A 26,729-nucleotide genomic window follows, 5' to 3' on the forward strand; every position below is an offset into this window, starting at 1 on the left:
ATAAACCAGAGGTGCTTGAATCAGCGTCACCCGAAAGCCACAACGGCGGTTAAACTGCGAGGACTACAACTTTGAGATGCCATGATTTTGCCATCTTTCGGCCAGCAAAAAGGCCGGCGCGAAGCCGGCCTTTTCATCGGGAAATTCAGGCGAGGATCAGTATTTCGCGATCACCGGCCCGCCCCAGCGGTAGTTCACGCGGACACTGCCGATATCGGCGTCTTGCTTGATGCTGTCGATGCGGGACAGCCCGAAAGGCGCCGTAGTCGAGGCGAAATTGATGTTGCGGCTACCCATGAACAGATGATCGTATTCGAAGGCAACCGACCAGTTCAACGCGAAGCTGACTTCGACGCCGGTGCCGACAGTGCCGCCCCAGCGGGTGTCGTTGGCCTGGTCGAAGACGGCGCCGCCGACCGCGTTCAGGCCCCTGTACTTGTCGTCGACGACGGCGGCGCCGCCCTTCACGTACCAGAGCACATTGTTCCAGGCGTAGCCGACCTGGCCCGTGAACAGGCCAAGCGCATCCACCTTGGTCTGATTGACCGTACCGGGGCCGAAGAACAGGCTGGTGTTCGAACCCTTGAAGTCGGCCCAGTCGCCCTGCGCCTCGACCCCGAACACCCAACTCGCGGACTGCCAGCGATAGCCGAGCTGGCCTCCGACCATGCCGCCGGTCGCGTCATGGCAACCTTCGCGGAAGGCCGGCACCACGGGCACTCCGAGGTCGTTGACGATGTCCCAGCACTTGCGGGCCGAGCCGCCGCCGCCGTTGAGACCGATGTAGAAGCCGCTCCAATCGTAGGCAGCGGCGATCATCGCGGGCGCCTTGGTGTAGGGCCGCGCAGCAAGATCAGCAGCGGACGCGGGCGAGGCCATGCTGATCGCAGCGACCAGACCGGCTATGCCGAGCAGACTATTCTTCATTCCACCACTCCAGCCTTTGTCCGCTTCCGTTGGTCCCCAGAAGCGTCTTCCTCAAGCCACGACCGCCCGTGCGATCCAAAATTCGACCCGGAATTTAGCTCGATTCAGGCCGCAATGCCGTCTCCGAAATGCAACACTCAGCGGCCAAGTGCGGCCTATAATGTTAATGATTTGTCAGATTTTTCGGTCCGGTGCGGCCGGTTACCGGAGAGCAATGGGAAGCCGACTTCGACACTGCGATCCGCCAGGCCGATGAATTTGTGTTATCGTGGGGAGCCATTTGCGGCAGTCTTTCGGGAACAAAACTGGAACGTTGGGGATTTCGGTGCTATATGTGGATAACGGCGTAACCTGCGCTGCCGCGCAGGCGGCAAGGGCTTGCCAAGCGTATAGGGTCGCGCCCCAACGATTCATTGGTCCGAGCTTGAGCCAGACGATCGTGCTGGCGGAGTTTGAGCGGCGGCGTCTCAGCGTGGAGAGTGGCGATGGCGGGAAGTGTGAACAAGGTGATTTTGGTCGGAAATCTCGGCAAGGATCCGGAGATCCGACGAACCCAGGACGGCCGGCCGATCGCCAATCTCAGCGTCGCGACCTCCGAGAACTGGCGCGACAAGGCGACCGGCGAGCGCAAGGAGAAGACCGAGTGGCATCGCGTGGTGATCTTTAGCGAGGGCCTGGCCAAGATCGCCGAGCAATACCTGAAGAAAGGCGCCAAGGTTTACATCGAAGGCCAGTTGCAGACGCGCAAATACACCGACCAGAGCGGCGCGGAGAAATACACCACCGAGGTGGTGCTGCAGGGCTTCAACTCGACACTGACCATGCTGGATGGCCGCGGTGGTGGCAGTGGCGGTGGCGGTTTCGGCGACGAGCCGGGCGGCGATTTCGGCGCAGCCGGTCCGTCGAGCGCGCCGCCGCGCCGCGTTGCCGCCGCCGGTGCGCGCAACAGCGACATGGACGACGATATCCCGTTCTGAGCTGTGGCGGGCGCTCGCCCGATCATCCAATCGCGTGAAGCAGAATTTCGGCGCGCGGCGGTAACGTCGTCGCGCCGATGTATTTTGCGCCTGCGCTGCTTCGTCTTCCGAGCTTTGATGGCGCTTGATGTGAATGATAAGAACATCGATGCAAATCGATTTACATCGATGCTTTTGTCGGCCTTGTTCGGCGCTGAAAAGGGGCCCTGATTGCAGCCCGCAGCGAGCGGCTTTCGCTAACCCCTCGCAAATGGCCTAAGTCTCTGGAAAAACGAGCGGAAAAACCGTGCCTTTGAAGCCCGAAAGGGTGGTTTTAGGGCCTCCGATGGGCTATATGATTCCGCAAAGAAAACGACCCGGATTTTCCCCTTGGCAGACCACGACGACGAGACACCCGGCGAGCCGCCGGTGCCCTCCGATATTCGCCCCGTTTCCATCCTCGACGAGATGAAACGCTCCTACCTCGATTACGCCATGAGCGTGATCGTGGCGCGGGCGTTGCCCGATGCGCGTGATGGAATGAAGCCGGTGCATCGCCGCATCCTGTTCTCGATGAACGAGAGCGGCTACACGCCTGACAAGAAGTACAAGAAGTCCGCCGGTATCGTCGGCGACGTGATGGGCAACTATCACCCGCACGGCGACCAGGCGATCTACGACGCGCTGGTGCGGCTCGCGCAGGATTTTTCGATGCGCGTGCCCCTGATCGATGGTCAGGGCAATTTCGGTTCCGTCGACGGCGATCCCCCGGCGGCGATGCGCTACACCGAATCCCGGCTCACCAGGATCGCGCTGCATCTGCTCGACGACATCGACCGCGACACCGTCGACTTCCAGCCCAATTACGACGACTCCCGCAAGGAGCCGGTCGTCCTTCCCGCCAAATTCCCGAACCTGCTCGTCAACGGCGCCGGCGGCATCGCGGTCGGCATGGCGACCAACATCCCGCCGCATAATCTCGGCGAGGTGGTTGATGCCTGCGTGGCGCTGATCGACAATCCCTCGCTGACGATCGATCAGCTGATCGAGATCATTCCGGGACCGGATTTTCCGACCGGCGGCATCATCCTCGGCCGCCAGGGCATTCGCTCGGCCTACCACCTCGGCCGCGGCTCGATCGTGATGCGCGGCAAGGTCGCGTTCGAAACCATCCGCAAGGAGCGCGAGGCGATCGTCATCACGGAGATCCCGTACCAGATCAACAAGGCCTCGATGGTCGAGCGCATTGCCGAGCTCCACAAGGAGAAGAAGATCGACGGCATCGCGGACCTGCGCGACGAATCCGATCGAGAGGGCTACCGCGTCGTGGTCGAGCTCAAGCGCGATGCGATGCCGGACGTCGTGTTGAACCAGCTCTACAGGTTCACGCCGCTGCAGACGAGCTTTGGCGCCAACATGGTGGCGCTCGACAGCGGCCGTCCGCAGACGATGAATTTGAAGGATCTGCTCACCGTCTTCATCGCCTTCCGCGAGCAGGTGGTGACGCGGCGGACCAAATTCCTGCTCAACAAGGCGCGCGACCGCGCCCATATCCTGGTTGGGCTGGCGATCGCCGTCGCCAACATCGACGAGATCATCCGTGTGATCCGTACCTCGCCCGATCCGAACACAGCGCGCGACACCTTGATGTCGCGCGACTGGCCGGCGCAGGACGTCGCCGCCATGATTACGCTGATCGACGATCCCCGCCATCGGCTTGCGCCCGACGGCACCGCGCGACTGTCGATGGAGCAGGCCAAGGCCATCCTCGACTTGCGCCTGCAGCGCCTGACTGCGCTGGGACGTGAGGAGATCTCCGAGGAGCTCGACAAGCTGGCCGTCGAGATCGCCGACTACCTTGACATCCTGCGCTCACGCGCCCGCATCCAGACCATCATCAAGACTGAGCTAGCCGAGGTGAAGGCCGAGTTCGGCACGCCGCGGAAGACCGTCATCATCGAGCAGGAGGGCGAGGTCGAGGACGAGGACCTGATCCAGCGCGAGGATATGGTCGTGACCGTCTCCCACGCCGGCTACGCCAAGCGCGTGCCGCTCTCGGCCTATCGGGCGCAGCGCCGCGGCGGCAAGGGCCGCGCCGGCATGCAGACCCGGGAAGAGGATTTCGTCAGCCGCCTGTTCGTGGCCTCCACGCATACGCCGGTCCTGTTCTTCTCCTCGCGCGGCCAGGTCTACAAGGAGAAGGTCTGGCGCCTGCCGGTCGCAGCCCCCAATGCGCGCGGCAAGGCGCTGATCAACATCCTGCCGCTGGAGCAGGGCGAGCGCATCACCACCATCATGCCCCTGCCGGAGGATGAATCCTCGTGGGCGCAGCTCGACGTGATGTTCGCCACCACCGGCGGCAACGTGCGTCGCAACAAGCTCTCGGACTTCGTCGATGTCCGCCGCTCCGGCATCATCGCCATGAAGCTCGAGGAGGGCGAGGCCATCGTCGACGTGCAGATCTGCACCGAGCACGACGACGTTCTGCTCACGGCGGCCGGAGGCCAATGCATCCGCTTCCCCGTCAACGACGTGCGCGTCTTCACCGGCCGCACCTCGATGGGCGTGCGCGGTATTGCGCTTGCCAAGGACGACAAGGTGATCTCGCTCTCGATCCTGCGCCACATGGACGTCGATGCCGAGGAGCGCGCAGCGTATCTGCGGCGGGCCAACGCGGTGCGCCGTGGTGGCGCCGAGGAGGAGACGTCGACCGACGGCGAGGAGGCCTCAGGATCGATGGAGCTCGGCGAGCAGCGCTATGTCGAAATGTCGGCGGCCGAGCAGTTCGTGCTGACCATCAGCGAAAACGGCTTTGGCAAGCGGACCTCGTCATTTGAGTACCGCACCACCGGCCGCGGCGGCAAAGGCATCGTCGCCATGAGCGTCAACGAGCGTAATGGCAAGCTCGTCGCCTCGTTCCCAGTCGAGGATTCCGACCAGATCATGCTGGTCACCGACAAGGGCCAGCTCATCCGCTGCCCGGTCGAGGACATCCGCATCGCCGGCCGCTCGACGCAGGGCGTGATCGTGTTCGACACCGCCGAGGACGAGCACGTGGTCTCGGTCGAGCATATCGGCGAGGACGAGAACGGCGAGAACGGCAACGGCGGCGGTGGTTAGGCCGCTTGCTAGAGTAGCGGCATCCCACCGTGATGCACGGCGCCTCCGCCAGTCTCGTTGATCACACGAGACAGGCGCGGTCCCACTATCTGGCAAGGCTCAAGTTGCAGGCCTGGGGCGATCGTCCGGATCACCGGGATGCCAAGCTCAGGCCGGGTGAGATCAACGGCGTACACGGCAATGCCGAGCGCTCCCAAGCGCTCGAGAGCTCCCTGCAGGCCTGATAGCGGAGCATCGTGTCCCTCCGCCGGAAAGTGGGCCGGCTCGGGTTGCAACAATTTACAATACCGAGTGTCGAAGAGTGTGCCGCGCCGCAGCTGACGGCGATCGTTCTCGCTCAATGCCGCATCGCCGGATTCCTTTCGCTTCGCGTCAACCACATGCTGGCCAAGTTCCACCTGGCACAATTCGAAGATGGCCGCTTGCGCAGCTTCCGCGAGCGTCAATCGGGCGCCAAGACCGAAGGCGAAGCCGAACCCATCCTCACGTGCCGAGAGCGCGACCACTGCCGGTATCTGCACGTCGGTCGTGATGTCGAGGAGCCAGGTTCTCCGGTCTGTCTTCCCCTGCCTTAGCTGTGTCAGCAACTTGGTGGCTGCAGCCGCGGCTTCGCTGTCCGGCGCGATCGCTCGCCCGCGATGGCCGCCGCGCCACCACAGTGCCGCCGCATCGCGTTCGACCAACTCCAGCAGGGCGCGCAAGGTAGCTGCCTCGACGGTCGCCCCCGCAGCGCATCCTGAACTGAGCTTGAGGGGAGGGGCGAAATCCTGCTCGCTTGCGCGCCGCCGACAACAAAGGTCCAGCGGAAATCGCACCTTTGCGCCGTCTGACAAGCGGCCTGCCGCGACCCACGAGATTGGGCGATCAGTGTCGATCGAGCAGGCTGCGAGTATTTCGTTGATAAGCCTTCTTGCATGCTCGTCGGGAGCATTGGCGTAGACGGCGGGCGGACCCAACTCGGCGGAGTTGTCGGCGCGAACGAACTGGCTCAAATATTCAATGCCTTCGCCGACACACGCCTCGAACGCTCTTTGCGGCGTGAGTCCGGAGCCCGCAAGATTGCCCATTGGAAGGCCTTCGTACGGCTTGCCAAACGTTGCGGGGTCAGCCTCTGCGCCAAAGAATGTCAAACCGGGGGCATCGGGGACGGGCAGAAGGAAGAGCCGGCGAAACCGTGCCGCGGCGCGCAGCAAGCGTGCGCGGCCTTCCGCTTGGGCGGTAGCTCCATCGTCATAGCCGAGATAGCGCAACAGACTGGTATCGGCGACGATCGCGGCGGGACTGGTGGTCAGCGCGGATGCCGCCGATTCCAGGCGGACGGCAAGCGGATTTTGCTGATCTTCCATGGGGATGTCCGATTCACGTTGGATTCACGTCAGCTGCTTCAACAAAGGAAAGTTAGAGTTGTGCAATCAGCTCGGTCCTCAAGGAGAAGCCGCGATGCGCATTCAAATCAAAGACGACAACCAAAATTGGTTGAACTGGGGCAATCTGGTCCAGACCTGGATCGACGACGAAGAATCGCGTCCCACCACTGCTGGTGAACTCCGAACCCAGTTTGCCGCGAACAACATAGTGGCCGACTGCGTGGGAGGGGATGACAGGGTTGTCCAGATCCTGTCCTATCCTGACTCTCCCGACGATTCCCTGGTGATCATGATCCCCACCGCGCAGATGCGCGACGCGAAACTGGCAACAGTCCAACCCGGTCCTTACACCAACATGCCGCTGTTCTACGATATCGCCTATGCCGGCGCGGCGAGGGCCTCCCTCTCTGCGCAGCAGGCGCGCGACTTCGCGATCAGGCGCATCGGAGAATACTCCGTCAATGAGTGCTGCTGACATCCAACGTCGGCGCGTGCAGGCCGTCGAGCTCGACACCGGCTGGAAGGCCCGCGGCCTGCAAGCCGTCGCGAAGCCTTTCCCAGTCGGCGCGCCGGCGGATCGGATAAAGGTGTAGCAGCCAGCGGACGATCGCGCTGTCGGTTGCCGGTTCGGCGCCGAACCAGTTCGCGCGGATTCGGGACAGAAATCGCTTTGCTTCTGCGGCAGCTTCGGCCACGCGGTCGAGGTGGGCCAGCGCCGCCGTCCGCCAAGCTGCCGCCCCCCACAGGACATCCTGGGCACGATCCGCCGCCTGGATCGCTGCCTCGTAGTTTCCGCTCAGGAACTGAATGTCGGCTTGATAGGCCCAATGAGTTCGGCTTGGTGAAAGCGTCATATCCAGTGCGATCTGACCAAGCTCGGATGCGCGCTGGTATTCCCCGCAAAATGCCAGCAGGAGCGCCGCGGAAATCGCGGTCCAGGAATCATTCGGATTGAGCTCGCAGGCGACCTGAATGTGGAGTTCCGCCTGGCTGTGCTGTCCGATCATCGCATATGCCCAGGCCAGGCAGCGATGGGCATGAATGTCGGCAGCGTCCAGCTCGACCGCCTTGCGTGCAAGCTCCAATGCCCTTTGTTCTCGCGCACGCGATCGAAGCACGCCGGGATGGGCGATGTGCTCGATCGTATGCAAGTCCGCCAGACCGCAATACGCCGGTACAAACTGAGGTGCGGCCTCGATGATCTCGCTGAATTGCGCGGTCAGACGAGACCAGTGCTGGGGATTGAATGTCCGGACCAGCGTTTGGCAACGCAACCATCGATCATAGACTCCGATCGAAATGTCGGGCCTTTCCGACAGGCGACGGAGGCGCTCGGCCGATAGATGTACATTGAGCGCCATCGCCACGCGCCCAATAACGCGCCGTTGCGAATCGAACCAATTGTCCAAATTGAGCTCGAACCCGTCGCTCCAAACGTAGAAACCGGTAGCCGATTCCTTCAGCATCAAGGTGAGTTGCAGGGCCTGCCGGTTTTGACTGGCAAACATCTGCACCTCGTAGCGCTCCTCTGCCTGCTGCGAGAGCTTGTCAGCCTGCGGCGGGAAGGGCAGGTCAGTCACGTGCCACTCCCGGAATTTGACCAGTGACGCAATCAGGAGCTGACGAAACCCGACCGCAAGATGCGCCTTGTCGCGATCGACCTGTTGGATGTCGACGGCTTGCAGTGAAAGCAAAAGTCGCGTCTCGGCCGGATTGGGCGGAACGATCGAGCCTGGCCCGAAAAGGGCAAAAGGAACGGATGGCGCTGCTGCGGCGCTATCATCCTGCGGCTGCTCTGCACGCTCGTAGGCGCCCAGCTTTATCTTGGCCACCAGCTCCTGCGTCGCCTTCGAGGGCTCCATTCCATAGTCTTCGTCCAGCAAATCCCATAAGGCCTTGTAGGCGCGCAACGCGTGCGCTGTCCGGCCCGTCGTCGCATTCGCCAGCATCAGGCATCGACACGCGTTCTCGTGGGTAGGGTCGAGATTGATGATGGCTTCCGCAAGCCGCGCTTGCCTGTTCGGGCTGTGGAGATTCTGAGCGAGACCCTGCTCCAGGGCGCGCAGCAGGCGATCGGACAGCGTGTGCCGCTTGGCCAGGACCCAGACGCGGAACGACGGATCGAGATCCTCCAGGCCGCTCAAGAGATCATCGGTCAGATGCTGCCGCTCGAGCAGGAGAGGATGCACCTCTCCGGCTTCGGCCGCGCGTACGATAGCCCACACATCCACGTCGATAGCGCTGTGCTCAAATCCTATTTCATGGGCGTCAATGCGAAGCCCGTCGCAGCCGGCCTCAGCAAAAATCTCACGGAGCTCGCGAATGACCTGGCGCAACACAGCACGCGCCTGCGCTTCCCCTGACTCGCTCCAGAGCAGGCCGACCAGCCGCTCGCGCGTCTCAAGCAGCGACTCGCTCAGCGCGATGTAGCCGAGGATGCCCCGCAGCTTGAGGCTCTTGATTCGGACCTCGTGCCCGTCGTTTCGCAGCGAGAAGGGGCCGAACAATGACAGCTGGAGCACGGCAAGAACTCCTTGAGCCCTGAGAGCCTACAACAGTTTACCGAGATCGCTAATGGACGATGACTCGTCAGGACCTGCGCCGAGCGAACAATCGCTTCCGTTGACGCCACTGGCCGCAAGAGCGAAAGTAACAAAAGGGGAGCGCCACGTCGCGAAAACGCCGATCATCCTTGCGATTTTGGTTGGCGGACTTCCGAGCTGCGTGGAGTCGTCAACCTCGAGTTGCGGACAATTGCCGCTGTGGCGATTTCTTAGGACATATCGACGCAGTCATTTGCGAAAGGATTTGGACACCGCAGATTACCACTGACGACGGCCGGGAGGATTGCTGCCATGGTGCCAATTCAGGACAGCCGATGCCATTCGAGATCAACTGGAAGCGTGGTTGCTACCTTTTGCGCTCGCTTGATGATTTGTGCCGTGGCGTTGTGCGCGGCCGGACGGATTGTCAGCTCAACCCCGGCAATGGCGCAAAGCAGCGCGACGTGCGTAGCGACAATTTCGTGGACCGATCCGCCGCCCGCCACGCCGCCTGCGGATGTCTGCGCGACGACCGGCGTCATCGATAAGAAGGACTTTTATGCGCTGTCCTGGCAGCTCTTTAAATTTCTGGTGTGGCCGGCATCCGATCAACGCGGCAAACCCGACGCCGACAAGAAAATAACGGACCCGGGTCCACGCACGTTCGAGTCTCTCAAGGCGGACTGGGAGACTTTTCTGCCGGATGCTCGTCAGCCGGCGGACTGGAAGGTCTACCCCGACATCGCCGAACCATGCACTAACCATCCGGCCATAGGTCCTGGCACGCTTGTTCTCGCCTCGTTTAACAAATTCGGCAGTCTCCGCGAGGTCATCAACCCGGGACTCGATAATTTCCTGATCGCTCAGAACCGAACGTATGTGCGCTATGCGGTTGGCTACAACCAAACGGTCTTCGACAAGATCCAGAAGGAGGGCCTCTACAACAGGGACAACGTTTCGGGCATTGGCGACGCTCCGCGTGGTCAGCCCATACCCGATCCCGGCAGGCAGAACGACGGCGCCCTGACGGTGAAGTCGGCATGGGTCGAACTGCCGAAGGGAGGACCAAATCATATCGATCCCTCTCGGTTCTATTTCAGAGATGCATTAATTCAGGATCCAGGAAGCACCGAGTGTCGACTCGCGACGGTGGGACTTGTGGGCCTGCATATTGTGTACAAGACACCTTCCCGGCCGCAGTGGATTTGGTCGACCTTCGAGCACGTCGACAACGTTCGCGAACCTGACTCGAGTCCCGGAGCGCACTTTACTTTCAATGACGGCAATCCCGACCACCACATGACCGCTGAACCGGAGCCGGATTTTCAGATCCCGAGACCGGCTGGCGCCAATGGGCCGGGTGTGCCTCCAAGGGCCTTCCAGGTGGAGCGGCTACAACGCATCGAGGCTGAAGTGTTGATGGTCAATAGCACGCAACAAAGCGCGCTCGGTAGTCTTGGCAGTGTCTGGAAGAACTACAAACTGGTCATGACCCAGTGGCCCATATTCGCGTCTTCGCCGACCGCAGGCGCCGACGCGTCGCAGCCATCTTGCAGCATTCGAAATGGCTCGGCGACCGTCAACACCACTATGGAAACGTTCCATCAAACGTCGCTGTCGAGCTGTTTTGTCGAACGAACCTGCATGGGCTGCCACGAACATGCACGCAAGACAGACTATGTCTTCTCGATCTTGCTTCAACCCAATCGCCCGCCCAATCTGCCCACGATGCCTGCCAGCCAGGATGCTCGCGCCGTTGCGATCAAACAGCTGGAAGACCTTCTCCAGAAGTCGAAATCGACGCACTGATCGGATCTTCCGACACCACCGGTATCCGATTGATCCAACGTTAGTTTTAGCGTCCGAATTCGGGCGAATATGCACTAACCCCCGACTCACGGCTCTTTCACGGCAAGTCTCATAGGGTTCTCCCCGTTTTCAAGGCTTCCGATCCACATCTGCCTCGAAGGGAGAGAACCATGAACTCCGCCGAGCCGCGGCCCAAGATCGTTCCCTGCGTTCAGGACGTTCACCGTCAACCCATGGCGGTGATGTTCGTCGATCTGGACCATTTCATGAGGATCTGCACGGATGTTGCGCCCGAGACTGTATTTGTCCTGCTTGGAGAATTTCAGCGTATCGTGACCGACAACGTGTCGAACTTCAAAGGCAAGCTCAACGCGTATCAGGGCGACGGTGTACTGGCTACATTCGATTATGCGGCCGGGCAGACTGACTGCGCGACGAGGACGTTGAGATGCGCATGGCGGATTCTTGAGCAGATCAACGCGCTGAATCTGAACGAAGCCGCGCTTGGCGGCGATTGGCTGATTTCCGCGTCGATTGGCCTGCAATACGGACAGGTCTGGAGTGGCATGATCAACACTTCAAAGCGCTATGGCCCGACCCTTGTTGGCGACGCGGTCAATGTCGCAGCTCGGCTTGAACAGCATGCGCACGCGCTGGGTACCAAGATCGTGGTGGGTGACGATCTCATGCAAAGGGCGCGTTGCGAGCACGCGTTCGGCGCTTTCGAAATCAGCCGGTTCGTCAATGCAGGCACGCTGCTGATCCGAGGGCGTCACGCGCCTGTTGGTGTTTGGGCCCTCCGAGCTGAGGCGGCCGAGTTTCCGTTGGAGCGGACCTCTTCGACGACGAGCATCAATACCGCGCTATATTGCGGCAACTTCCCCACATCCATCTAGCCAACAAAAACGGAGGCCAGCGCGCCCGCCTGGCCTCCATTCAAGTTACCCGGGTGGGATTTTCCTGAAATTCGTTGCCTTACCGCGTGCGGTCCGTGCTGACGAAGCGGACTTCGCGGACCTGAGTTCTGGTGACGGCGTTGCGCAGGCACGAAGCCTCGAAATTCGGCCAGGCCTGTTGCGAGCAGTCGCGCCCGACCGGGTGGTAGTCGAGGCGGTCGCCTTTGGCGAGCGGCTGCGGGGTCGAAGCGGCGACCTGGGGGGTAAAGCCGGGCAGGATGGTGAGAGCGGCGGCAACGAGGGCGGCGACAGCGACGGCTGAAAGAGCTTTGATCATGACGGTCCCCTGTGAGGCGGCCTTTTGGCCTGTCGTTTCGTTGCGCCTTGGTAACCAAGAGCGGTTTCGTCCTGCCTTCGCCGGAAACGGAAAATGGTTTCATCCCGGTCCGGTTGTGTTTCGTCGAGGGCAGCGGCACGAAACAGAAGGCGGCAGGCGGAACCGCTGACGCTTGCGCCGGACGGTGCGGGCCTGTAGGACGGCGCCATGCCCCGCATCGCGCTCTATCCCGGCTCATTCGATCCCGTCACCAACGGCCATCTGGACGTCGCCCGTCGGGCCGTCCAGCTCTGCGACCGCCTGATCGTCGCGGTCGGCGTCCAGCCCACCAAGAAGCCGCTGTTTTCGACCGAGGAGCGGTTTGCAATGATCCGGGAGGTGTTTGGACCGGTCGCGGCCGCGGCTGGCTGCACCCTCGATACCGCGACCTATGATGGTCTTACTGTCACGGCGGCCCGGAAGGCGGGCGCCACCATCATGATCCGGGGCCTGCGCGACGGCACCGATCTCGACTATGAGATGCAGCTCGCTGGCATGAACGAGACCATGGCGCCCGAGGTCCACACGGTATTCGTCCCGGCATCCGCGCCGATCCGCCCGATCACCGCCACACTGGTGCGCCAAATCGCGTCGATGGGCGGCGACGTCTCGGCTTTCGTGCCGGCCTCGGTTGCGGCCAGCCTGAAAGCGAAATTCAAGGCTTGAACCAATCACGTTCGTGAAAGCTGTAACGGGCTCTGCGATAACGCCGTGCGGCCCGCAGTGAACCATCCCTCTCCATCCCACCCGGAGTTTCCATGATCCGTATCCTTGCTTTCCTTGCCGCGCTCGTTGTCGCGCTACCCGCGGTGGCGCAATCTCTGCCGGCCAATCTCGACAAGAAAAACGCGGTCGTGATCGACAGCACCAAGGGCCGCATCGTGATCGCCCTCCGCGCCGACGTCGCCCCGCATCACGCCGCGCGGATCGAGCAGCTCGCGCGCGACGGCTTCTACAACAACGTGCCGTTCCACCGCGTGATGGAAGGCTTCATGGCGCAGACCGGCGACGGCCAGAATTTCGACGGCACCGGCGGATCGAAATATCCAAACCTCAAGCAGGAATTTTCCAAGCTGCCGTTCAAGCGTGGCACGGTCGGCATGGCGCGCCGCGGCGACAGCGTCGATTCAGCGAATTCGCAGTTCTTCATCTGTTTCGGCGACGCCTCGTTCCTGAATGGGCAATACACCGTGATCGGCGACGTCGTGCAGGGCATGGATGTCGTCGACAAGCTCAAGAAGGCGCCCCCTGGATCCCAGAGCGGCACCGTCACCAATCCCGACAAGATGGTGAAGGTCCAGGTTGCTTCCGACATGAAATAGCAGCGCGAGGGAGTGATGCGATGGCGGCAGGCAAGACGAGATCGATCCTCGGCCTGTCCGCCGCGCTGCTGCTGACCGCGCTCGCTACGCCGGCGCCAGCGCAAAGCCAGTCAAATCAGCCGCCAACCAAGGGGCCAGCGAAAGGTCTCCCCGGAGGCGCGGTGCAGGGTCCGCGGGTCAACACCATCAAGGACGTGTTCGAAAGGCTGGGTCACTGCTGGAAACCGCCGTCAACCGCAGTCGCCAACCCGATGGACATCACGGTCATCGTCAGCTTTAACCGTTCCGGGGCGATCATGGGGCATCCCCGGATTACCTATGAATCGCCGAAAGCCACCGACAACGACCGGCTGGCCTATCGCGTGGCGGTCATGGAGGCATTGCAACGCTGTTCGCCGATGCCATTTACAGATTCCATGGCCGCGGCTGTAGCCGGCCACCCCTTTGCGGTCCGGTTCCGCACCCACCTTGAACCCCAAGAGAAGAGAGCATGGCTGTCACCGAAAATACTTTGATCCTCGAGACCACCCAGGGGCCCGTCACCATCGAGATGCGGCCGGACCTCGCCCCCAACCATGTGGCGCGGATCAAGGAATTGGTGCGAGAAGGGTTTTACGACGGCATCGTGTTTCATCGCGTGATCGACGGTTTCATGGCCCAGACCGGCTGCCCGCATGGCACCGGCACCGGCGGCTCCGGCAAGAAGCTGAAGGCCGAGTTCAACGCCGAGCCACATGTGCGCGGCACCGCGTCGATGGCGCGCGCGGCCAGCCCCGACTCCGCCGACAGCCAGTTCTTCATCTGCTTCGACGATGCCTCGTTCCTCAACCGCCAATACACCGTCTGGGGCAAGGTGACGGATGGCATGGAGAACGTCGACAAGATCAAGCGCGGCGAGCCGGTGACGGATCCCGACAAGATCGTGAAAGCGCATATGGCCGCCGACGCGGCGTGACACCTGACATAGGCACCGTCATTCCGGGCTGGTGCGTCAGCACCAGACCCGGAATCTCGAGGTTCCCAGATGCGCGATTGCGCACCAGAGTCCGTGCTTCGCACGCCCCGGAATGACCGCGACGAAAGCGCATCGCAAATCCATGCGCACCGACCTCTTCGACTTCGAGCTTCCGCCTTCGAGCATCGCGCTTCGGCCCGCGAGCCCGCGCGATTCCGCGCGCATGCTGGTGGTGCAGGGTAACCGGCTCGAGGATCGCGCGGTGTCCGATCTGCCGGCGCTGCTCAGAGCCGGTGACCAGCTTGTCGTCAACGACACTAAGGTGATCGCGGCGCAGCTCCACGGCCGCCGCATCGGGCGCGAGACCGAGCCGAAGATCGACGCGACCCTGATCAAGCGGCTCGACGGCTCGCGCTGGCAGGCGCTGGTGAAGCCGGCGAAGAAGCTGGTGAGAGGCGACCGCATCCGCTTCGGCAATGAGGGCAGGGTCTGCCTGCTCGGCAATCTCGATGCCGAGGTCGAGCACAAGGGCGACGATGGCGAGGTGACGCTGTCCTTCTCGTTCCATGGCGCGGTGCTCGACCAGGCCATCAGCGATGTCGGCAGTCCGCCGCTGCCGCCCTACATCGCCGGCAAGCGCGCAGCCGACGATCGCGACGTCACCGACTATCAGACCATGTTTGCTAGCGAGGAGGGCGCGGTCGCGGCTCCGACGGCGGGGCTGCACTTCACGCCGGCGCTGGAGCGCGCGTTACGCGAGCGCGGCATAGGGCTGCAGCGGCTGACGCTGCATGTCGGGGCCGGCACCTTCCTGCCGGTGAAGGCCGACGATACCGCGGGCCACAGGATGCATTCCGAATGGGGCACCCTTTCGGAGGCGACCGCCGCCGCGCTGAACGACGCGCGCGCCAAGGGCGGGCGGATCGTCGCGGTCGGCACCACGTCGCTGCGGCTCCTGGAGAGTGCCGCGCGCGAGGATGGCAGCATCGCGCCGTTCGAAGGCGAGACCGCGATCTTCATAACGCCGGGCTATCGTTTTCGTGCGGTCGAGGTCCTCATGACCAATTTCCATTTGCCGCGCTCGACGCTGTTCATGCTGGTCTCGGCCTTCTCGGGGCTCGAGACGATGAAACGCGCTTACGCGCACGCCATTGACGAAGGCTATCGCTTTTATTCCTATGGCGATGCCTGTTTGCTGTTTCGCGCGAATTCGTAGGGTGGGCAAAGCGAAGCGTGCCCACCACCAGGTAAGTATCCCCCGGCAAAGCCGGGGGCTTTAGGAATTGGGCCGCTCAAAGCGGCCATGGGGGACGCTAACGCGTCCCCGATTTTGTTGGCCGCCTAAAGGCGGCCTCAGCGCCACATATTCATTTGGTCGAGCCGGGTATCCTCGGCCTCCTGCTTGCGAATGTATTCCCTGATCACCGCTTCGTCTCGACCGATGGTCGAGACGAAGTATCCCCGAGCCCAGAAGTGCTGCCCTACGAAGTTGCGCTTCCTCTCTCCATAGACCCGCGCCAGATGGATCGCACTCTTGCCCTTGATGTATCCGATCACCTGCGACACAGCATACTTGGGTGGGATCGAAATCATCATGTGAACATGATCGGGCATCAAATGCCCCTCCTCGACCCTGCACTCCTTCTGCATTGCCAATCTGCGGAACACGTCCCCGAGATGCTGCCTCAACTCCCCGTAAAGCGTCTTCCTGCGACACTTGGGAATGAAGACCACGTGATATTTGCACTCCCATTTGCTGTGGCTTAGGCTCTCGTAATCGTCCATCGCGAAACTCCTTCTCGTGCGCGTGGTGGCTCACGAGTCGTGAGTTTCGTCGGTGGACGACCGCCGGAAATGTCAAACTTCTGCTGCCTCCCCGGCAGAGCCGGGGGGCCTCCCTTGTTAGGCTAGCGTGGAGTGTGATGAGGTGGGCACGGCGCTTGCGCGCCTTTGCCCACCCTAGAATTCACCTCACGCCATCGCCCGCTGCGGCAATAGCTCCGCGATCTGCACCGCGTTCAGTGCGGCGCCCTTGAGGAGCTGATCGGCCGATACGAACATGGAGACCGAGTGACCGGAGGGATCACTGAGATCCTGGCGAATGCGGCCGACCAGCACGTCGTCCTGGCCGGAAGCATCGATCGGCATCGGGAAGTAATTGGCGGTGCGGTCGTCGACCAGCCGCACGCCGGGCGCGCCGACGAGGATGTTGCGGACGCGAGTCTCGGAGATCGGATTCTCGCATTCGAAGGTGATCGCCTGGCTGTGCGCGCGGAGCACGGGGACGCGGACGCAGGTCACGCCGATGGCGATGCCCTCGTCCTCGAAGATTTTCCGGGTCTCCCGGATCACCTTCGTTTCCTCTTCATTGTAGCCGGTTTCCGGATCGATCTTCGTGTCGTGATTGAAGACATTGAACGCACAGGGATGCGGCAGCACCTTCGGCGTAAACAGCTCCCCGGCGAGGCTCGCGCGGGTCGATGCCAATAATTCCTCCATGGCGGCGGCGCCCGCGCCGCTGACGGCCTGATAGGTCGACAAAATCACGCGCCTGATGCGGTTCTGGCGGTGGATCGGCCACAGCGGCATCAATGCCGTGATCGCAGAGCAGTTCGGCACGGCGATGATGCCGCGATGGTCGCGGATGCGGCGGCCGTTGATCTCGGGGATCACGAGCGGCACATGCGGGTCCATGCGGAAGGCCGAGGAGTTGTCGATGACCACAGCGCCGGCCGCAACCGCGAGCGGAGAGAACCTCTTCGAGGTGGCACTGCCGGCCGAGAACAGCGCGATATCGACGCCGTCGAAGGAGCGCTCGCTGAGCTCCTCGACCGTGATCTCCTGCCCGCGGAAGGCGAGCTTCTTCCCTGCCGATCGCGCGTTCGCCAGTGCTTTCAGCTTGCCGACGCGGAAGCTGCGCTTGTCCATGGTGGCGATGAACTCGCGACCGACAGCGCCGGTCACGCCGGCAATGGCAACAACGGGATCGTCACTCACTTTTGTCTCCTTCGGATTGGACTTTAAGGCAATAAAAAAGCCCCGGACCTTCATCAGGCGGGGCTTCGGTTACGGATATGCGGCCGTCAACTTACGCGCGCACGACTCCCGAAGCCCGCTGGGGCTTTCCGGTTTTGGTCGTGGTTTTCGCGATCGCGTGCATGGCGGCGGACCATATGGGCCAGCGGGAAGCGCGTCAATGGCTTTTGCGGCCCGGTTTGGGTCTTAACGAGGTTGCCACGGACGCGGGGGTTACGCGATAAGCCGGCCCATGACGCTCCCTAATCACTTCGAAGTGCTCGCAACCGATGGCCAGGCCCGAGCCGGACGTCTGACCACGCCGCATGGCCTGGTGCGCACGCCCGCCTTCATGCCGGTCGGGACCGCCGGCGCGATGAAAGGCGTGCACTGGCGCGAGGTGCGTGCGGCCGGCACCGACATCGCGCTCGGCAACACCTATCATCTGATGCTGCGGCCCGGCGCCGAGCGCATCGCAGCACTCGGTGGCCTGCAGAAATTCAGCGGCTGGAACGGCCCGATGCTGACGGATTCCGGCGGCTTCCAGGTGATGTCGCTTTCGGACTTGCGCAAGATCGATGAAAAGGCCGTGACGTTCCGCTCGCATATCGACGGCGCCACGGTGGAGCTGTCGCCTGAGCGCTCGATCGAAGTGCAGCTTCTGCTCGGCTCGGACATTGCCATGCAGATGGACGAGTGCGTGCGGCTGCCTGCGGAGCGCGCCGATATCGAGCGGGCGATGCAGCTCTCGCTGCGCTGGGGCGAGCGCTCGCGGCGCGCCTTCGAAGCGGCGCCGGCAGGCCACATGCTGTTCGGCATCGCGCAAGGCGGCGACGTGGGCGAGTTGAGGTGCGTCAGCGCCCGCGGCATCGTCGACACCGGCTTCCACGGCTATGCCATCGGCGGCCTTGCGGTCGGCGAGCCGCAGGCGGTGATGCTCGCCATGATCGAGGAGGTCGCGCCGCTCCTGCCAGTCGGCCGGCCGCGCTATCTGATGGGCGTCGGCACGCCCGAGGACCTCCTGGAAGCAATCAGGCGCGGCATGGACATGTTCGATTGCGTGATGCCGACGCGGAACGGCCGCCACGGCGTCGCGTTCACCCGCCATGGCCAGATCAATCTGCGCAACGCGCGGCACGCCGATGATCCGCGGCCGCTCGACGAGACCAGCGACTGGCCGTCGACGCGCGAGGTCTCGCGCGCCTACCTTCATCACCTCGTCAAAGCGGGCGAAACGCTCGGCGCGATGCTGCTCTCCGAGATCAATATCGCCTACTACCAGCGCTTGATGCACGACGTCGCCGACGCGGTGGCGCGGGGGGCGTTCTCTGACTTTTACGAACAGACGCGGGCCGGTTGGGCGCGGGGCGACATCGTGCCCCGGTAATCTCAATTACACGCAATCCGCTTCAGCGCATGCTTGGTCACAAAGCCGTAACCGCAGGTGTCGCAGGTCCAGAGGTAGCTGATGATGTTGTCCGTCAGATACGCGGACGCTTCCGCAGCCACCATGGAGTCGGCGCAGACCGGGCAGGTCGGCAGATCACTCCCGCGCGGATCGGGGTTGTGAGCGACGGTCGACAGGACTTCAGCAACTGCTGACATCGTTGACCCTCCATGCATTCCAAGCCTGAGCATATCCTACACTATTTTGCTTGACGATGTCGCAACAGAAATGCGGTGCTTCTGCGCAATTTGACTCAATTAAAATTTTGCAATGCAGTGAGTTGTGATTTCGCGCGAGCCCGCTTGCGCGAGAGCGCACCCTGCCACTAATTACGACATGCCAGCGCTTTCCTGGCCGGGAAGGAGTCATTCATGGATGCATCGTCTGCCATTGGTGCAGTGCACCGTCCCGGCCGAGGCCGCGTGTATGACTCGATTGTCGAGGCGATCGGCGACACTCCGATCGTGCGCTTGCGCAAATTGCCGCACCTTCGCGGCGCCAACGCGACGATCCTGGCCAAGCTTGAATATTTCAACCCGGCGGGCAGCGTGAAGGACCGCATCGGCGCGTCCATGGTCACGGCCATGGAGAAGGCCGGGCTGATCAATGCCGACACCGTGCTGATCGAACCGACGTCCGGCAATACGGGCATCGCGCTCGCCTTTGTCGCGGCCTCGCGCGGCTATCGCTTGAAGCTCGTCATGCCGGACTCGATGTCGATCGAGCGGCGCAAGATGCTGGCGTTCCTTGGCGCGGAACTTGTGCTGACGCCCGCTGCCCAAGGCATGAACGGAGCGATCGCCACCGCCGAGGAACTATTGCGGACAACGCCGAACTCGGTGATGCCGCAGCAGTTCAAGAACCTCGCCAATCCGGAGATTCACCGCCGCACCACGGCGGAGGAGATCTGGAACGACACCGGCGGTGATCTCGACATCTTCGTCGCGGGCGTCGGCACCGGCGGCACCATCACCGGCGTCGGCCAGGTGCTCAAACCGCGAAAACCGTCGCTGCGCGTGGTCGCGGTCGAGCCGGAGGAAAGCGCGGTGCTGTCGGGCGGGACGCATTCGCCGCACAAGATCCAGGGCATCGGCGCGGGCTTTGTTCCCGACATCCTCGACCGCTCCGTGATTGACGAAATCGTGACGGTCAACAGCGAAACTGCGCTCGATACCTCGCGGGCGCTGGCGCGGCACGAGGGTATTCCCGGCGGCATCTCGTCGGGCGCTGCGGTCGCGGCCGCCATCGCGCTCGGCAAGCGGCCCGAGAACGCCGGCAAGACCATCCTGGCGATCGTACCGTCATTCGCCGAGCGTTATCTTTCCACCGTGCTGTTCGAAGGAATCTGACATGGCCGATCAACCGAGACGCCCGCGGACGCTGAACGACGCCCGCACCGAGGCGGAAGCAGCGTTCAAGAAGGTCACCACCAAGATCGCCGAGACGCCACCGAAGAAGACTGCGGTGCCGGGCATCAAGGAGCAGGTGACACTGCGCATCGACCAGGACGTGCTCGAATATTTCCAGGCTGGCGGTCCGGGCTGGCAGGACCGTATCAACGAGGCACTGCGCAAGGCCGTAGGGAAATAGCGAGGGCAAGGGTCGTGGTTATCGGCCGGCTTGCCTGACCGGTTGCCGGAGAATCGTCTTGAGCCTCTCTGGCGCCGTCTTGCGCGGATCGCTCAAGTAGATTTCATGATGCGGACCCGCGAACGTGAATCCTTGCGCCGGCATCACCTCGTCGTGGAGCATGGCAAGTATCGGCCCTTCATCGTCGTAGCTGCCGATGTGCAGCGTCTGCAGGCAGCACCCTTCGTTGAGCGGTTCCAGACGCAGCGTTTCCGGGGGTTCGCCGGGCTTGTCGCGCATCTTGTCGCGTATCTTGGCGACCGCGGCATCGTACGAGGGCCGGTCGATGAAGTCGGGCACCATGATCATCATGGTCCACCGCCAGCGGTGCTTCTTGCGTTTGACGAAATCGGTGGGATCGTCGGCCCACCAGAGGCCCTCCAGCGGCGGGACGACGTAGTCCTTTCCTGATCTGGCTTTGGCGGCGAATTTGATCGCGTAGCTCACAGGATAGAGCCATTCGATCGCGCGCTTGTAGTCGGGCTCGTGGTTCGGGTCGCCTTTGCCGTCGACCTTGACGAATTGCAGGGGCGGCACCTCGAGGGTAGCAAAGCTGCCCTTTGGCGCGCTGTAGAGTCTTGATAGGGTCTTCTTGAAATCGAGTTTGTCCACGAGTCCTCCCAACCACCTTCACATCCCGATAGCTCGATAAATCAATTGTCGTAACGTGAACATGAATCAAAAAGCCCAGCGAGGGCCGGGCTTTTCGAAATGCTGCCCAGGTACCGGGCGTCAGTGGCGGAACATGCCGCCCATCATGCCACCGATCATGCCGCCCATGAAGGCGCCGGGGTTTCCGCCGCCGCCCCCGCCACCACGGCGAGAGTAATGGCGTTCGCCGCCCCCGCCACTGGAGTGGTGGCGCGTGACATGTTCATGCTCGTCTGAGGAGGAGTCATCCGAATTCGTGGACGCCACGATCTCGGAGAGCAGCGCCTTGTGCTGCAGCTTGTTGAGATAGCCGCTCGAGGGATAGCCGCGCGCGGCCTGCCAGCGCTTAATGACCTCGCGCGTAGCTTCGTCGAACCTGCCGGTGACCTTGGTGTCGAAGCCAAGCCCGTTCAGGCGCCGCTGCACGTCACGGCGCTGACCGCGGTCGAGACCCAACTGGTCCTCGGTGAGCTGGTCGGCGTCCTCCGTGAAGGTCGCAGGATCGACGCCGGTGGCCAGGTTGCGCGTCGTCGTCGACGGGCCGTTCTGCAGCTCGGCGATGCGGGCGAGCGCCAGCGATTTGAACTGGCCGTTCGGATAGTTGCTCAGATAGGCATTGAGCTCTTCCGGCTTGTTGGAATCCTTCACCGACCGCCAGAACTCCAGCTCGACGTTGGTGCTGTCGGTGGTCGATGCGACGGCCGGCGCGGCAGCGCCCGGCGGTGCGGTCGCAGCGGCCGCTGGAGCGGCGGCCGGCGCCGGTGCGCCATTGAGGTACACCGCGCCGATCAGGTTGGTGTTGCCCCAGGGGAGCTGGCCATTATGGGTCTGCTCGTGCACCTCGGCGCGGACTTCCGTCATGACCTGCTGGATCTCGACTCCGGGCTCGGTGAGGTGGGCGAGCAGCGCATTCGTGAAGGGGCTGTGGGTGCCTTCGGGACCGTCGAGAGCGGTCTGGCCCGGGCCGGTCGCAAACGAGATCAATGTGCCTTCCGCCGATTTCATCTCGGCGAGGCCTTGCTGGACCGCGACGCTGCGGGTCGGCGAGTTCGCCTTGATCTTTGCCGCGAACGGGTTGTCGCGGCAGGCGTCGAGGAACACCAGTTTGACCTTGGCGTCGCTCATGGTCTGGTCGAGCGTAAGATCAACATTGATCCCCGCTCCCAGCTTGACGTCCATCTCCGACTTGATGTCGGCATCGACCGGCAACAGGTAGTTGACGCCGCCGATCGCGATGCCGTGGCCGGCATAGAAGAAGATGGCGACATCGGCGCCTTCCGCCTTCTTGCCGAAATCGAGCAGCTTCTCGGTCATCGCATCGCGCGTGAGGTTCGTTCCCTCGATGACATCGAAGCCGACATTGCGCAGCAGCGCCGCCATCGCCTTGGCGTCGACCGGCGGGTTCGGAAGCTGCACGACATTCTTGTAGGCGCCATTGCCGACGACAAAGGCGACGCGCTTGTCGGCGAGGGCCGATTCCGCGCTGAACAGGATTGCTATGAGCGAAAGGAGGAGGGTCAGGTAGCGCATCTGAAATCCCCGGAATCAATAAAATGAAGTAGCGACACGTGGCTGCCAGCTTACACGAAAAGCACTCGCGCCGCGCCAGGAAAAATCCGCCAGAAACGGACTGATGCCCAACTCCTGAAGGTCGCCCGCGGTGCTCTTCATCCGCGACCGATGGTATCCAATTCACCCGCCGGCTTTGCGTGATTTAGATCACAAAATGGATGGCCGACTTTGGTCGAGCCGGCACGTCGCAATCAGGTCCCGGCGCGGGCCGCCACCGGCGCATTCGGCTTCAGATTCAAGAGATTGCCGGTCAGGATCAGCGCAGCGCCGCAGACCGTGAAGATGTCGAGCCGCTCTGCATAGACGAGCCAGCCGACGGTCGCCGTGAGCGGAACCCGTAGGAAATCCATCGGCACCACGATCGTCGCGTCGGCGTAGCGCATCGCGCTGGCGAGGCAATAGTGAGAGAACGTGCCGCAGATCGCGATCACGATGACCCAGCCCCAGGCATGTGTCGACGGCCACGCCCAGGAATACAGCGTCGGCAAGAAGCCGGCGACGGCCTGCACGACGATCATCCAGAAGATCACCGCGAGCGCGCTTTCGGTGCGGGTCAGCGATTTGACCAGCGCCATCGAGACGCCGAAGCCGACTGCGGCGGCAAGCGCGATCAACTGGCCCGGATTGACCTCGCCTGTCGCCGGCCGAACGATGATGACGACGCCGACGATGCCGAGCATGATCGCAATCGCCTTCCAGGAGGTGATGCGCTCGCCGAGGAAACTCGCGGCGAGGATCGCGGTCCAGATCGGCATGGTGAACTCGATCGCCACCACCTGGCCGATCGGGATCAGGGTCAGCGCGAAGAACCAGCCGAGCTGCGAACCGTAATGGATGAGGTTGCGCGCGATGTGCTGCGGCAGCCGCGAGGTCTTCAGCGTGCGGAAGCCGCCGTTGCGAACCACGAACGGCATGAGCAGGAAGAAGCCGATGACGGCGCGGATTTCCATCAATTCGAACACATTCAGCTCGCGCGTCGCCTCGCGCCCGGCAACCACCATCACCAGCATCAGCGTGAGCCATCCGGCCATCCACAGCGCGGCCATCGGTTTGGAAGGGATCGGTTGCATCGATTCACACTGTCGGGGAGGGGATGACGGCAGGCATGCCGATATGGCCCTGCGTCCGCCCGCTTGCAACGGGCAATTTGAGAGGGCAGCGATGCGCCGCGCTTGAAATCCGGGGTGGGAGTGGCTGTCGGTCGGTGCTAAGGGGAACGGAGAAAGTAGCGGAGGCAAGAAGATGATGCGCATCCTGCAACCGGCCGAATGGTCAAAGCCGCGCGGCTTCTCGCACGGCGTCGAGTTCAACGGTCCCGGCCGCTGGATCGTGCTGGCCGGACAAACCGGTGGCGACGAGAAGGGCGAATACGCCACAGAGCTCGGAGCGCAGGTCGCCACCGCGCTGAAGCGGATCGTCAAGCTCTTGGGCGAGGCGGGTGCTGCGCCCGAGCACATCGTCCGCCTGACCTGGTATCTGACCAGCCGCAGCGAATACGAGGCCGCGGGCCGCGACATCGGCGCGGCCTGGAAGGAGACGTTAGGCCGAAACTTCCCGCCATCGACGCTGCTCTACATCGACGGTCTCGTCGATGTCAGGGCCAAGGTCGAGATCGAAGTCACCGCCTTTGTCCCTGCAGCGTGAAGCGAGCTTGATCGACATGACCGACCGAGCGACATCCGCCGATTTCGTCACGGCCTTTGCCACCGGCTGGCCCGAGCATGAGCCGAGTATTCTGGTGTTGTCCCTGACCACGTATAAGGGCGTGCAGGATTTTGCCTTCACCAGGAAGCAGGCGCTGCTGGTCGCGAAGACCCTGAAGCAGACGGCCGAACGCCTCGCCAAGCCGAAGACGGTTTAGTCGATAGCGAACGGGGCAACCCGATCTCCCGGATTGCCGTCGCGTTTTCCAAAATTGACGGTGTGAAGCTATCTCGCCAGCGCGATCGCCGCCGTGCGGAACTGGCTGTCGGCGCGCATGCCGATCGACTGCCGGTTGCCGGCGGTGCGCAGCGAGATATTGGCATTGAAGCCGCCCGAGCTCGCGACAACGTCGAAATTGCCGCCACCGCCGCGGCCAGCCAGCGTGCCGCTGATGACGCGGGTTGTCTCGGTCCAGTTTCCCGACACCACGCCCGCCTGATCGACGACGTCGGCAGCGAGCTGGAACTTGTAGGCGTCGCTGGCGCAGGTCAGAGTCATGCTCATGGTGGCGCCCGCGACCCTGTAGACCGCGCGGCAGCGGATGCGCTCCCTGGAGCCGTCATCGAGCGTCACAGTGCCACCGCCGCTCCAGATTCCGGCCAGGCCTGCAAATGGACCTGCCTGCGCATGGCTCGCTGAATTGACCAGTGTGCCCTCAAACAAAACGGCGGCTGCCATCAGCAGCCGCCGGATCACGACGAGGGCGTTGTTGATCGTATCCGATTTATTGCCGCGACGCCTGCCAGCGACCGCTGCAAGGTATCCCTGCTGAAGCCCCATTCCACTTTCCCGATCCGGCGTTGCCGCTGAGCTGTCCGTTGGCATATGCACCGTTGATTGAGACGCGAACAAGGCCCTCTCGTCCGATGCGTCCGGAGACGTTGGCTCCGGAGGCGGAAATCCTACCGTCGGACACCGTGAGCGTTGAGGTGGCGGTCGGCTCGCAACTGCCGGCCTTTGTCACAATGGTGACATTCCAGACGCCGTCATAGGGCTGCTGCGCGAAAGCGGGAGCGGCGGCCGAGGTGGCCAGGACGGACAAGCCAAAAGCAAAAAAGGCTGGGCCAATGCGATTGAGACGCATAAATCAAATCCTCGATTTGGCTGAGATAGGCGGTTTATTTTGGGCAAATGTGTCCAAAATTTGCCGCGCCGCAACATTGCGGATTGTTCCAGCGAATCCAAACACTTGGTCGCGAGCTTGGGGCCTCACTGGAAGGCGAAATTGGCGGATGCTGGGTAGCCCGCGGGCCGAGCCAGTGCAAGCCTTGAAGTGAACGAAGGGTTAATGCGGCGCGAGGGCCGGCGCCTTGGTCGCGAACTGCTCGTCCTGCGGCTTTGCCGGCAGCGCGTTGTGGGTCTTGGCGTAGTCGATGACCTCGCCGAGCAGCTTCTGGCCGAGCGGTGCCAGCGCACGCTCCCACAATTCGCGCGCAGTCTCGCCCTTCTTCACAAAGCACCATTCCTGCGCGGCGATGGCGCCGGCATCCATGCGCTCGGCGAGATGATAGATCGTGCCGCCGGCAATCGGGTCGCCTTCCTTGATGGTCCATTCCACCGCCGCGATGCCGCGGTGGCGGGGCAAGAGCGAGGGGTGGTAGCCGATGCCGCCGAGCCTGGCCGCCGCCAGCGCCTCCTTGCTCACCCGCGCGTGGCTGTGCGCGGTGACGATGAGGTCGGTGCCCGGTGCGATATCCTTGGCCACGACCAGCTTCGGATCGGCTTGCACCATTACTTCGATGCCGGCCGCCTTCGCGGCAGCGGCGAGGCGATCTTCGTCGTCATGCACGACCACCCGCGCGATCTCGACGCCGTGCTCCCTCAGCATGTTGAACGTGGTCACGCCGAAATGACGCGAGCCGACAAGGGTAATCCGCATGGTCTTCCTTCCTCAAGGCGAGCGCGAGGCAATTGGCCCCGCGTCGATACCATGTCGCGGGGCTCTGTAACGCCTGCGCGGCCGGAGGGGGAGGGTTATCAACAAGCCGGGGCGGGCGCATGCGCTGGGATGCCAGCGATGCGATGTCGCTTGCCGCAATCCCGCCGGAGCCGGCTTTGTCGATGTCCACGCCGACCACGCGTGACGCGCGTCGATCAGCTCATCGGTGATGCGCGAGAGCCAATCCTACACGCAATGCTGCTCGCGCAGGAGCCAGCCGTTGATGATGTGCCACTTGTCGCGGCCCCGTGACTGGAAATCCAATAACTCCGACTGATTGTCCTGAAGCTCGAAATAGAATTTCAGCGTGTCCCGGCCAGTGGCATGATCGGGATCGATGGATTGTGTTTGCAGCCATCGCTCCCATTCGCGGAGGATCAGGACCTTTGCTTCTTTTTGTTTCATTCGGCGCGCCCCATTTGTGAGCCCAAGCGGGCTCTCGTAGTCGCGCTGGTTTTGTTGCGGCGTTAAGGGCGAGGTTAAAAACCTCTGCGTGACTTA

General features: G+C 62.7%; 29 protein-coding genes. 15 read left to right on the forward strand and 14 right to left on the reverse strand.

Going from position 1 to position 26,729, the window contains the following annotated elements; all coding sequences use genetic code 11:
• Positions 1-156 precede the first annotated feature (156 nt).
• Positions 157-927, reverse strand: coding sequence for an outer membrane protein (locus tag VKR55_RS02045; RefSeq protein WP_324399148.1), 771 nt, complete (start codon positions 925-927; stop codon positions 157-159).
• A gap of 485 nt (positions 928-1,412) precedes the next feature.
• On the opposite strand from VKR55_RS02045, the gene VKR55_RS02050 reads away from it, so the two are divergent.
• Together VKR55_RS02050 and gyrA are read left to right on the forward strand one after the other, a co-directional pair.
• Complete coding sequence (locus VKR55_RS02050) at positions 1,413-1,904, forward strand: single-stranded DNA-binding protein (RefSeq protein WP_324399150.1); 492 nt, start codon at positions 1,413-1,415, stop codon at positions 1,902-1,904.
• A 369-nt stretch (positions 1,905-2,273) separates the two neighbouring features.
• Entirely contained in the window at positions 2,274-5,003 is a 2,730-nt protein-coding gene (gene gyrA / locus VKR55_RS02055) for a DNA gyrase subunit A (RefSeq protein WP_324399152.1), read from the forward strand.
• 8 nt (positions 5,004-5,011) lie between these two features.
• On the opposite strand, the gene VKR55_RS02060 is transcribed toward gyrA, so the two are convergent.
• A complete protein-coding gene (locus VKR55_RS02060; RefSeq protein ID WP_324399154.1) occupies positions 5,012-6,349 on the reverse strand; it encodes a YcaO-like family protein in 1,338 nt (445 codons plus the stop codon).
• Positions 6,350-6,443: 94 nt separating this feature from the next.
• Between VKR55_RS02060 and VKR55_RS02065 the strand changes: the two genes are divergently transcribed.
• Positions 6,444-6,845: a hypothetical protein gene (locus VKR55_RS02065; protein WP_324399156.1), complete on the forward strand. Its 402-nt coding sequence runs from the start codon at positions 6,444-6,446 to the stop codon at positions 6,843-6,845.
• Here VKR55_RS02065 and VKR55_RS02070 read toward each other — a convergent pair.
• Complete coding sequence (locus tag VKR55_RS02070; RefSeq protein WP_324399158.1) at positions 6,829-8,892, reverse strand: AfsR/SARP family transcriptional regulator; 2,064 nt, start codon at positions 8,890-8,892, stop codon at positions 6,829-6,831. The genes VKR55_RS02065 and VKR55_RS02070 overlap by 17 nt on opposite strands.
• Before the next feature lie 333 nt (positions 8,893-9,225).
• Here VKR55_RS02070 and VKR55_RS02075 point away from each other — a divergent pair, with 333 nt between their 5' ends.
• Both VKR55_RS02075 and VKR55_RS02080 read left to right on the forward strand, forming a co-directional pair.
• Complete coding sequence (locus tag VKR55_RS02075) at positions 9,226-10,722, forward strand: hypothetical protein (RefSeq protein WP_324399160.1); 1,497 nt, start codon at positions 9,226-9,228, stop codon at positions 10,720-10,722.
• A gap of 170 nt (positions 10,723-10,892) precedes the next feature.
• The gene (locus VKR55_RS02080) at positions 10,893-11,618 is read left to right on the forward strand and encodes an adenylate/guanylate cyclase domain-containing protein (protein WP_324399162.1); all 726 of its coding nucleotides are present in this window, start codon (positions 10,893-10,895) and stop codon (positions 11,616-11,618) included.
• A 79-nt stretch (positions 11,619-11,697) separates the two neighbouring features.
• On the opposite strand, the gene VKR55_RS02085 is transcribed toward VKR55_RS02080, so the two are convergent.
• Positions 11,698-11,955 (reverse strand): hypothetical protein, encoded by a 258-nt coding sequence (locus tag VKR55_RS02085; RefSeq protein ID WP_324399164.1) that lies wholly within the window; start codon positions 11,953-11,955, stop codon positions 11,698-11,700.
• Positions 11,956-12,162: 207 nt separating this feature from the next.
• Between VKR55_RS02085 and coaD the strand changes: the two genes are divergently transcribed.
• The 5 genes from coaD to queA all read left to right on the forward strand — a co-directional run bounded on the left by coaD (position 12,163) and on the right by queA (position 15,487).
• Positions 12,163-12,660 (forward strand): pantetheine-phosphate adenylyltransferase, encoded by a 498-nt coding sequence (gene coaD / locus VKR55_RS02090; protein ID WP_324399166.1) that lies wholly within the window; start codon positions 12,163-12,165, stop codon positions 12,658-12,660.
• Positions 12,661-12,752: 92 nt separating this feature from the next.
• Complete coding sequence (locus VKR55_RS02095; protein WP_324399168.1) at positions 12,753-13,316, forward strand: peptidylprolyl isomerase; 564 nt, start codon at positions 12,753-12,755, stop codon at positions 13,314-13,316.
• A gap of 20 nt (positions 13,317-13,336) precedes the next feature.
• Positions 13,337-13,831 carry a hypothetical protein gene (locus tag VKR55_RS02100; RefSeq protein WP_324399170.1) on the forward strand — a complete coding sequence of 165 codons (495 nt, stop codon included), beginning with the start codon at positions 13,337-13,339 and terminating at the stop codon, positions 13,829-13,831.
• On the forward strand, positions 13,807-14,271 hold the full coding sequence (locus VKR55_RS02105) for a peptidylprolyl isomerase (RefSeq protein WP_324399172.1): 465 nt from the start codon (positions 13,807-13,809) through the stop codon (positions 14,269-14,271). Before VKR55_RS02100 ends, VKR55_RS02105 begins: the two co-directional genes overlap by 25 nt.
• Before the next feature lie 142 nt (positions 14,272-14,413).
• Entirely contained in the window at positions 14,414-15,487 is a 1,074-nt protein-coding gene (gene queA / locus VKR55_RS02110; protein WP_324399224.1) for a tRNA preQ1(34) S-adenosylmethionine ribosyltransferase-isomerase QueA, read from the forward strand.
• 137 nt (positions 15,488-15,624) lie between these two features.
• Here the strand turns inward: queA and tnpA are convergent, their stop codons facing one another.
• Together tnpA and VKR55_RS02120 are read right to left on the reverse strand one after the other, a co-directional pair.
• On the reverse strand, positions 15,625-16,056 hold the full coding sequence (tnpA, locus tag VKR55_RS02115) for an IS200/IS605 family transposase (protein ID WP_324399174.1): 432 nt from the start codon (positions 16,054-16,056) through the stop codon (positions 15,625-15,627).
• Between the two features lie 186 nt (positions 16,057-16,242).
• Entirely contained in the window at positions 16,243-17,268 is a 1,026-nt protein-coding gene (locus tag VKR55_RS02120) for an aspartate-semialdehyde dehydrogenase (RefSeq protein ID WP_324399176.1), read from the reverse strand.
• A gap of 271 nt (positions 17,269-17,539) precedes the next feature.
• Between VKR55_RS02120 and tgt the strand changes: the two genes are divergently transcribed.
• Positions 17,540-18,673, forward strand: coding sequence for a tRNA guanosine(34) transglycosylase Tgt (gene tgt, locus VKR55_RS02125; protein WP_324399179.1), 1,134 nt, complete (start codon positions 17,540-17,542; stop codon positions 18,671-18,673).
• Positions 18,674-18,675: 2 nt separating this feature from the next.
• Here tgt and VKR55_RS02130 read toward each other — a convergent pair whose 3' ends face one another.
• Positions 18,676-18,891, reverse strand: coding sequence for a hypothetical protein (locus VKR55_RS02130; protein WP_324399181.1), 216 nt, complete (start codon positions 18,889-18,891; stop codon positions 18,676-18,678).
• Positions 18,892-19,104: 213 nt separating this feature from the next.
• Between VKR55_RS02130 and cysK the strand changes: the two genes are divergently transcribed.
• Both cysK and VKR55_RS02140 read left to right on the forward strand, forming a co-directional pair.
• Positions 19,105-20,082 carry a cysteine synthase A gene (gene cysK / locus VKR55_RS02135; protein WP_324399183.1) on the forward strand — a complete coding sequence of 326 codons (978 nt, stop codon included), beginning with the start codon at positions 19,105-19,107 and terminating at the stop codon, positions 20,080-20,082.
• Position 20,083: 1 nt separating this feature from the next.
• A complete protein-coding gene (locus VKR55_RS02140) occupies positions 20,084-20,323 on the forward strand; it encodes a BrnA antitoxin family protein (protein ID WP_324399185.1) in 240 nt (79 codons plus the stop codon).
• 18 nt (positions 20,324-20,341) lie between these two features.
• Here the strand turns inward: VKR55_RS02140 and VKR55_RS02145 are convergent, their stop codons facing one another.
• From VKR55_RS02145 to VKR55_RS02155, 3 genes are all read right to left on the reverse strand, one after another.
• Positions 20,342-20,974, reverse strand: coding sequence for a GyrI-like domain-containing protein (locus tag VKR55_RS02145; protein WP_324399187.1), 633 nt, complete (start codon positions 20,972-20,974; stop codon positions 20,342-20,344).
• A gap of 120 nt (positions 20,975-21,094) precedes the next feature.
• Positions 21,095-22,543: a caspase family protein gene (locus tag VKR55_RS02150; RefSeq protein WP_324399189.1), complete on the reverse strand. Its 1,449-nt coding sequence runs from the start codon at positions 22,541-22,543 to the stop codon at positions 21,095-21,097.
• Between the two features lie 233 nt (positions 22,544-22,776).
• Positions 22,777-23,655, reverse strand: a complete 879-nt coding sequence (locus tag VKR55_RS02155; protein WP_324399191.1) for a DMT family transporter — start codon at positions 23,653-23,655, stop codon at positions 22,777-22,779.
• A 175-nt stretch (positions 23,656-23,830) separates the two neighbouring features.
• Here VKR55_RS02155 and VKR55_RS02160 point away from each other — a divergent pair, with 175 nt between their 5' ends.
• Together VKR55_RS02160 and VKR55_RS02165 are read left to right on the forward strand one after the other, a co-directional pair.
• Complete coding sequence (locus VKR55_RS02160) at positions 23,831-24,229, forward strand: RidA family protein (protein WP_324399226.1); 399 nt, start codon at positions 23,831-23,833, stop codon at positions 24,227-24,229.
• Between the two features lie 16 nt (positions 24,230-24,245).
• Positions 24,246-24,446 carry a hypothetical protein gene (locus VKR55_RS02165; RefSeq protein WP_324399193.1) on the forward strand — a complete coding sequence of 67 codons (201 nt, stop codon included), beginning with the start codon at positions 24,246-24,248 and terminating at the stop codon, positions 24,444-24,446.
• 68 nt (positions 24,447-24,514) lie between these two features.
• Here the strand turns inward: VKR55_RS02165 and VKR55_RS02170 are convergent, their stop codons facing one another.
• From VKR55_RS02170 to VKR55_RS02185, 4 genes are all read right to left on the reverse strand, one after another.
• Positions 24,515-25,069 (reverse strand): hypothetical protein, encoded by a 555-nt coding sequence (locus tag VKR55_RS02170; protein WP_414642283.1) that lies wholly within the window; start codon positions 25,067-25,069, stop codon positions 24,515-24,517.
• Entirely contained in the window at positions 25,014-25,373 is a 360-nt protein-coding gene (locus VKR55_RS02175; RefSeq protein WP_324399195.1) for a hypothetical protein, read from the reverse strand. Before VKR55_RS02175 ends, VKR55_RS02170 begins: the two co-directional genes overlap by 56 nt.
• Before the next feature lie 201 nt (positions 25,374-25,574).
• On the reverse strand, positions 25,575-26,168 hold the full coding sequence (locus VKR55_RS02180; protein WP_324399197.1) for a formyltransferase family protein: 594 nt from the start codon (positions 26,166-26,168) through the stop codon (positions 25,575-25,577).
• 246 nt (positions 26,169-26,414) lie between these two features.
• The gene (locus tag VKR55_RS02185) at positions 26,415-26,633 is read right to left on the reverse strand and encodes a hypothetical protein (RefSeq protein ID WP_324399199.1); all 219 of its coding nucleotides are present in this window, start codon (positions 26,631-26,633) and stop codon (positions 26,415-26,417) included.
• Between the last annotated feature and the right edge of the window lie 96 nt (positions 26,634-26,729).

It is taken from the genome of Bradyrhizobium sp., from assembly GCF_035309285.1.
Taxonomy (GTDB): Bacteria; Pseudomonadota; Alphaproteobacteria; order Rhizobiales; family Xanthobacteraceae; genus Bradyrhizobium.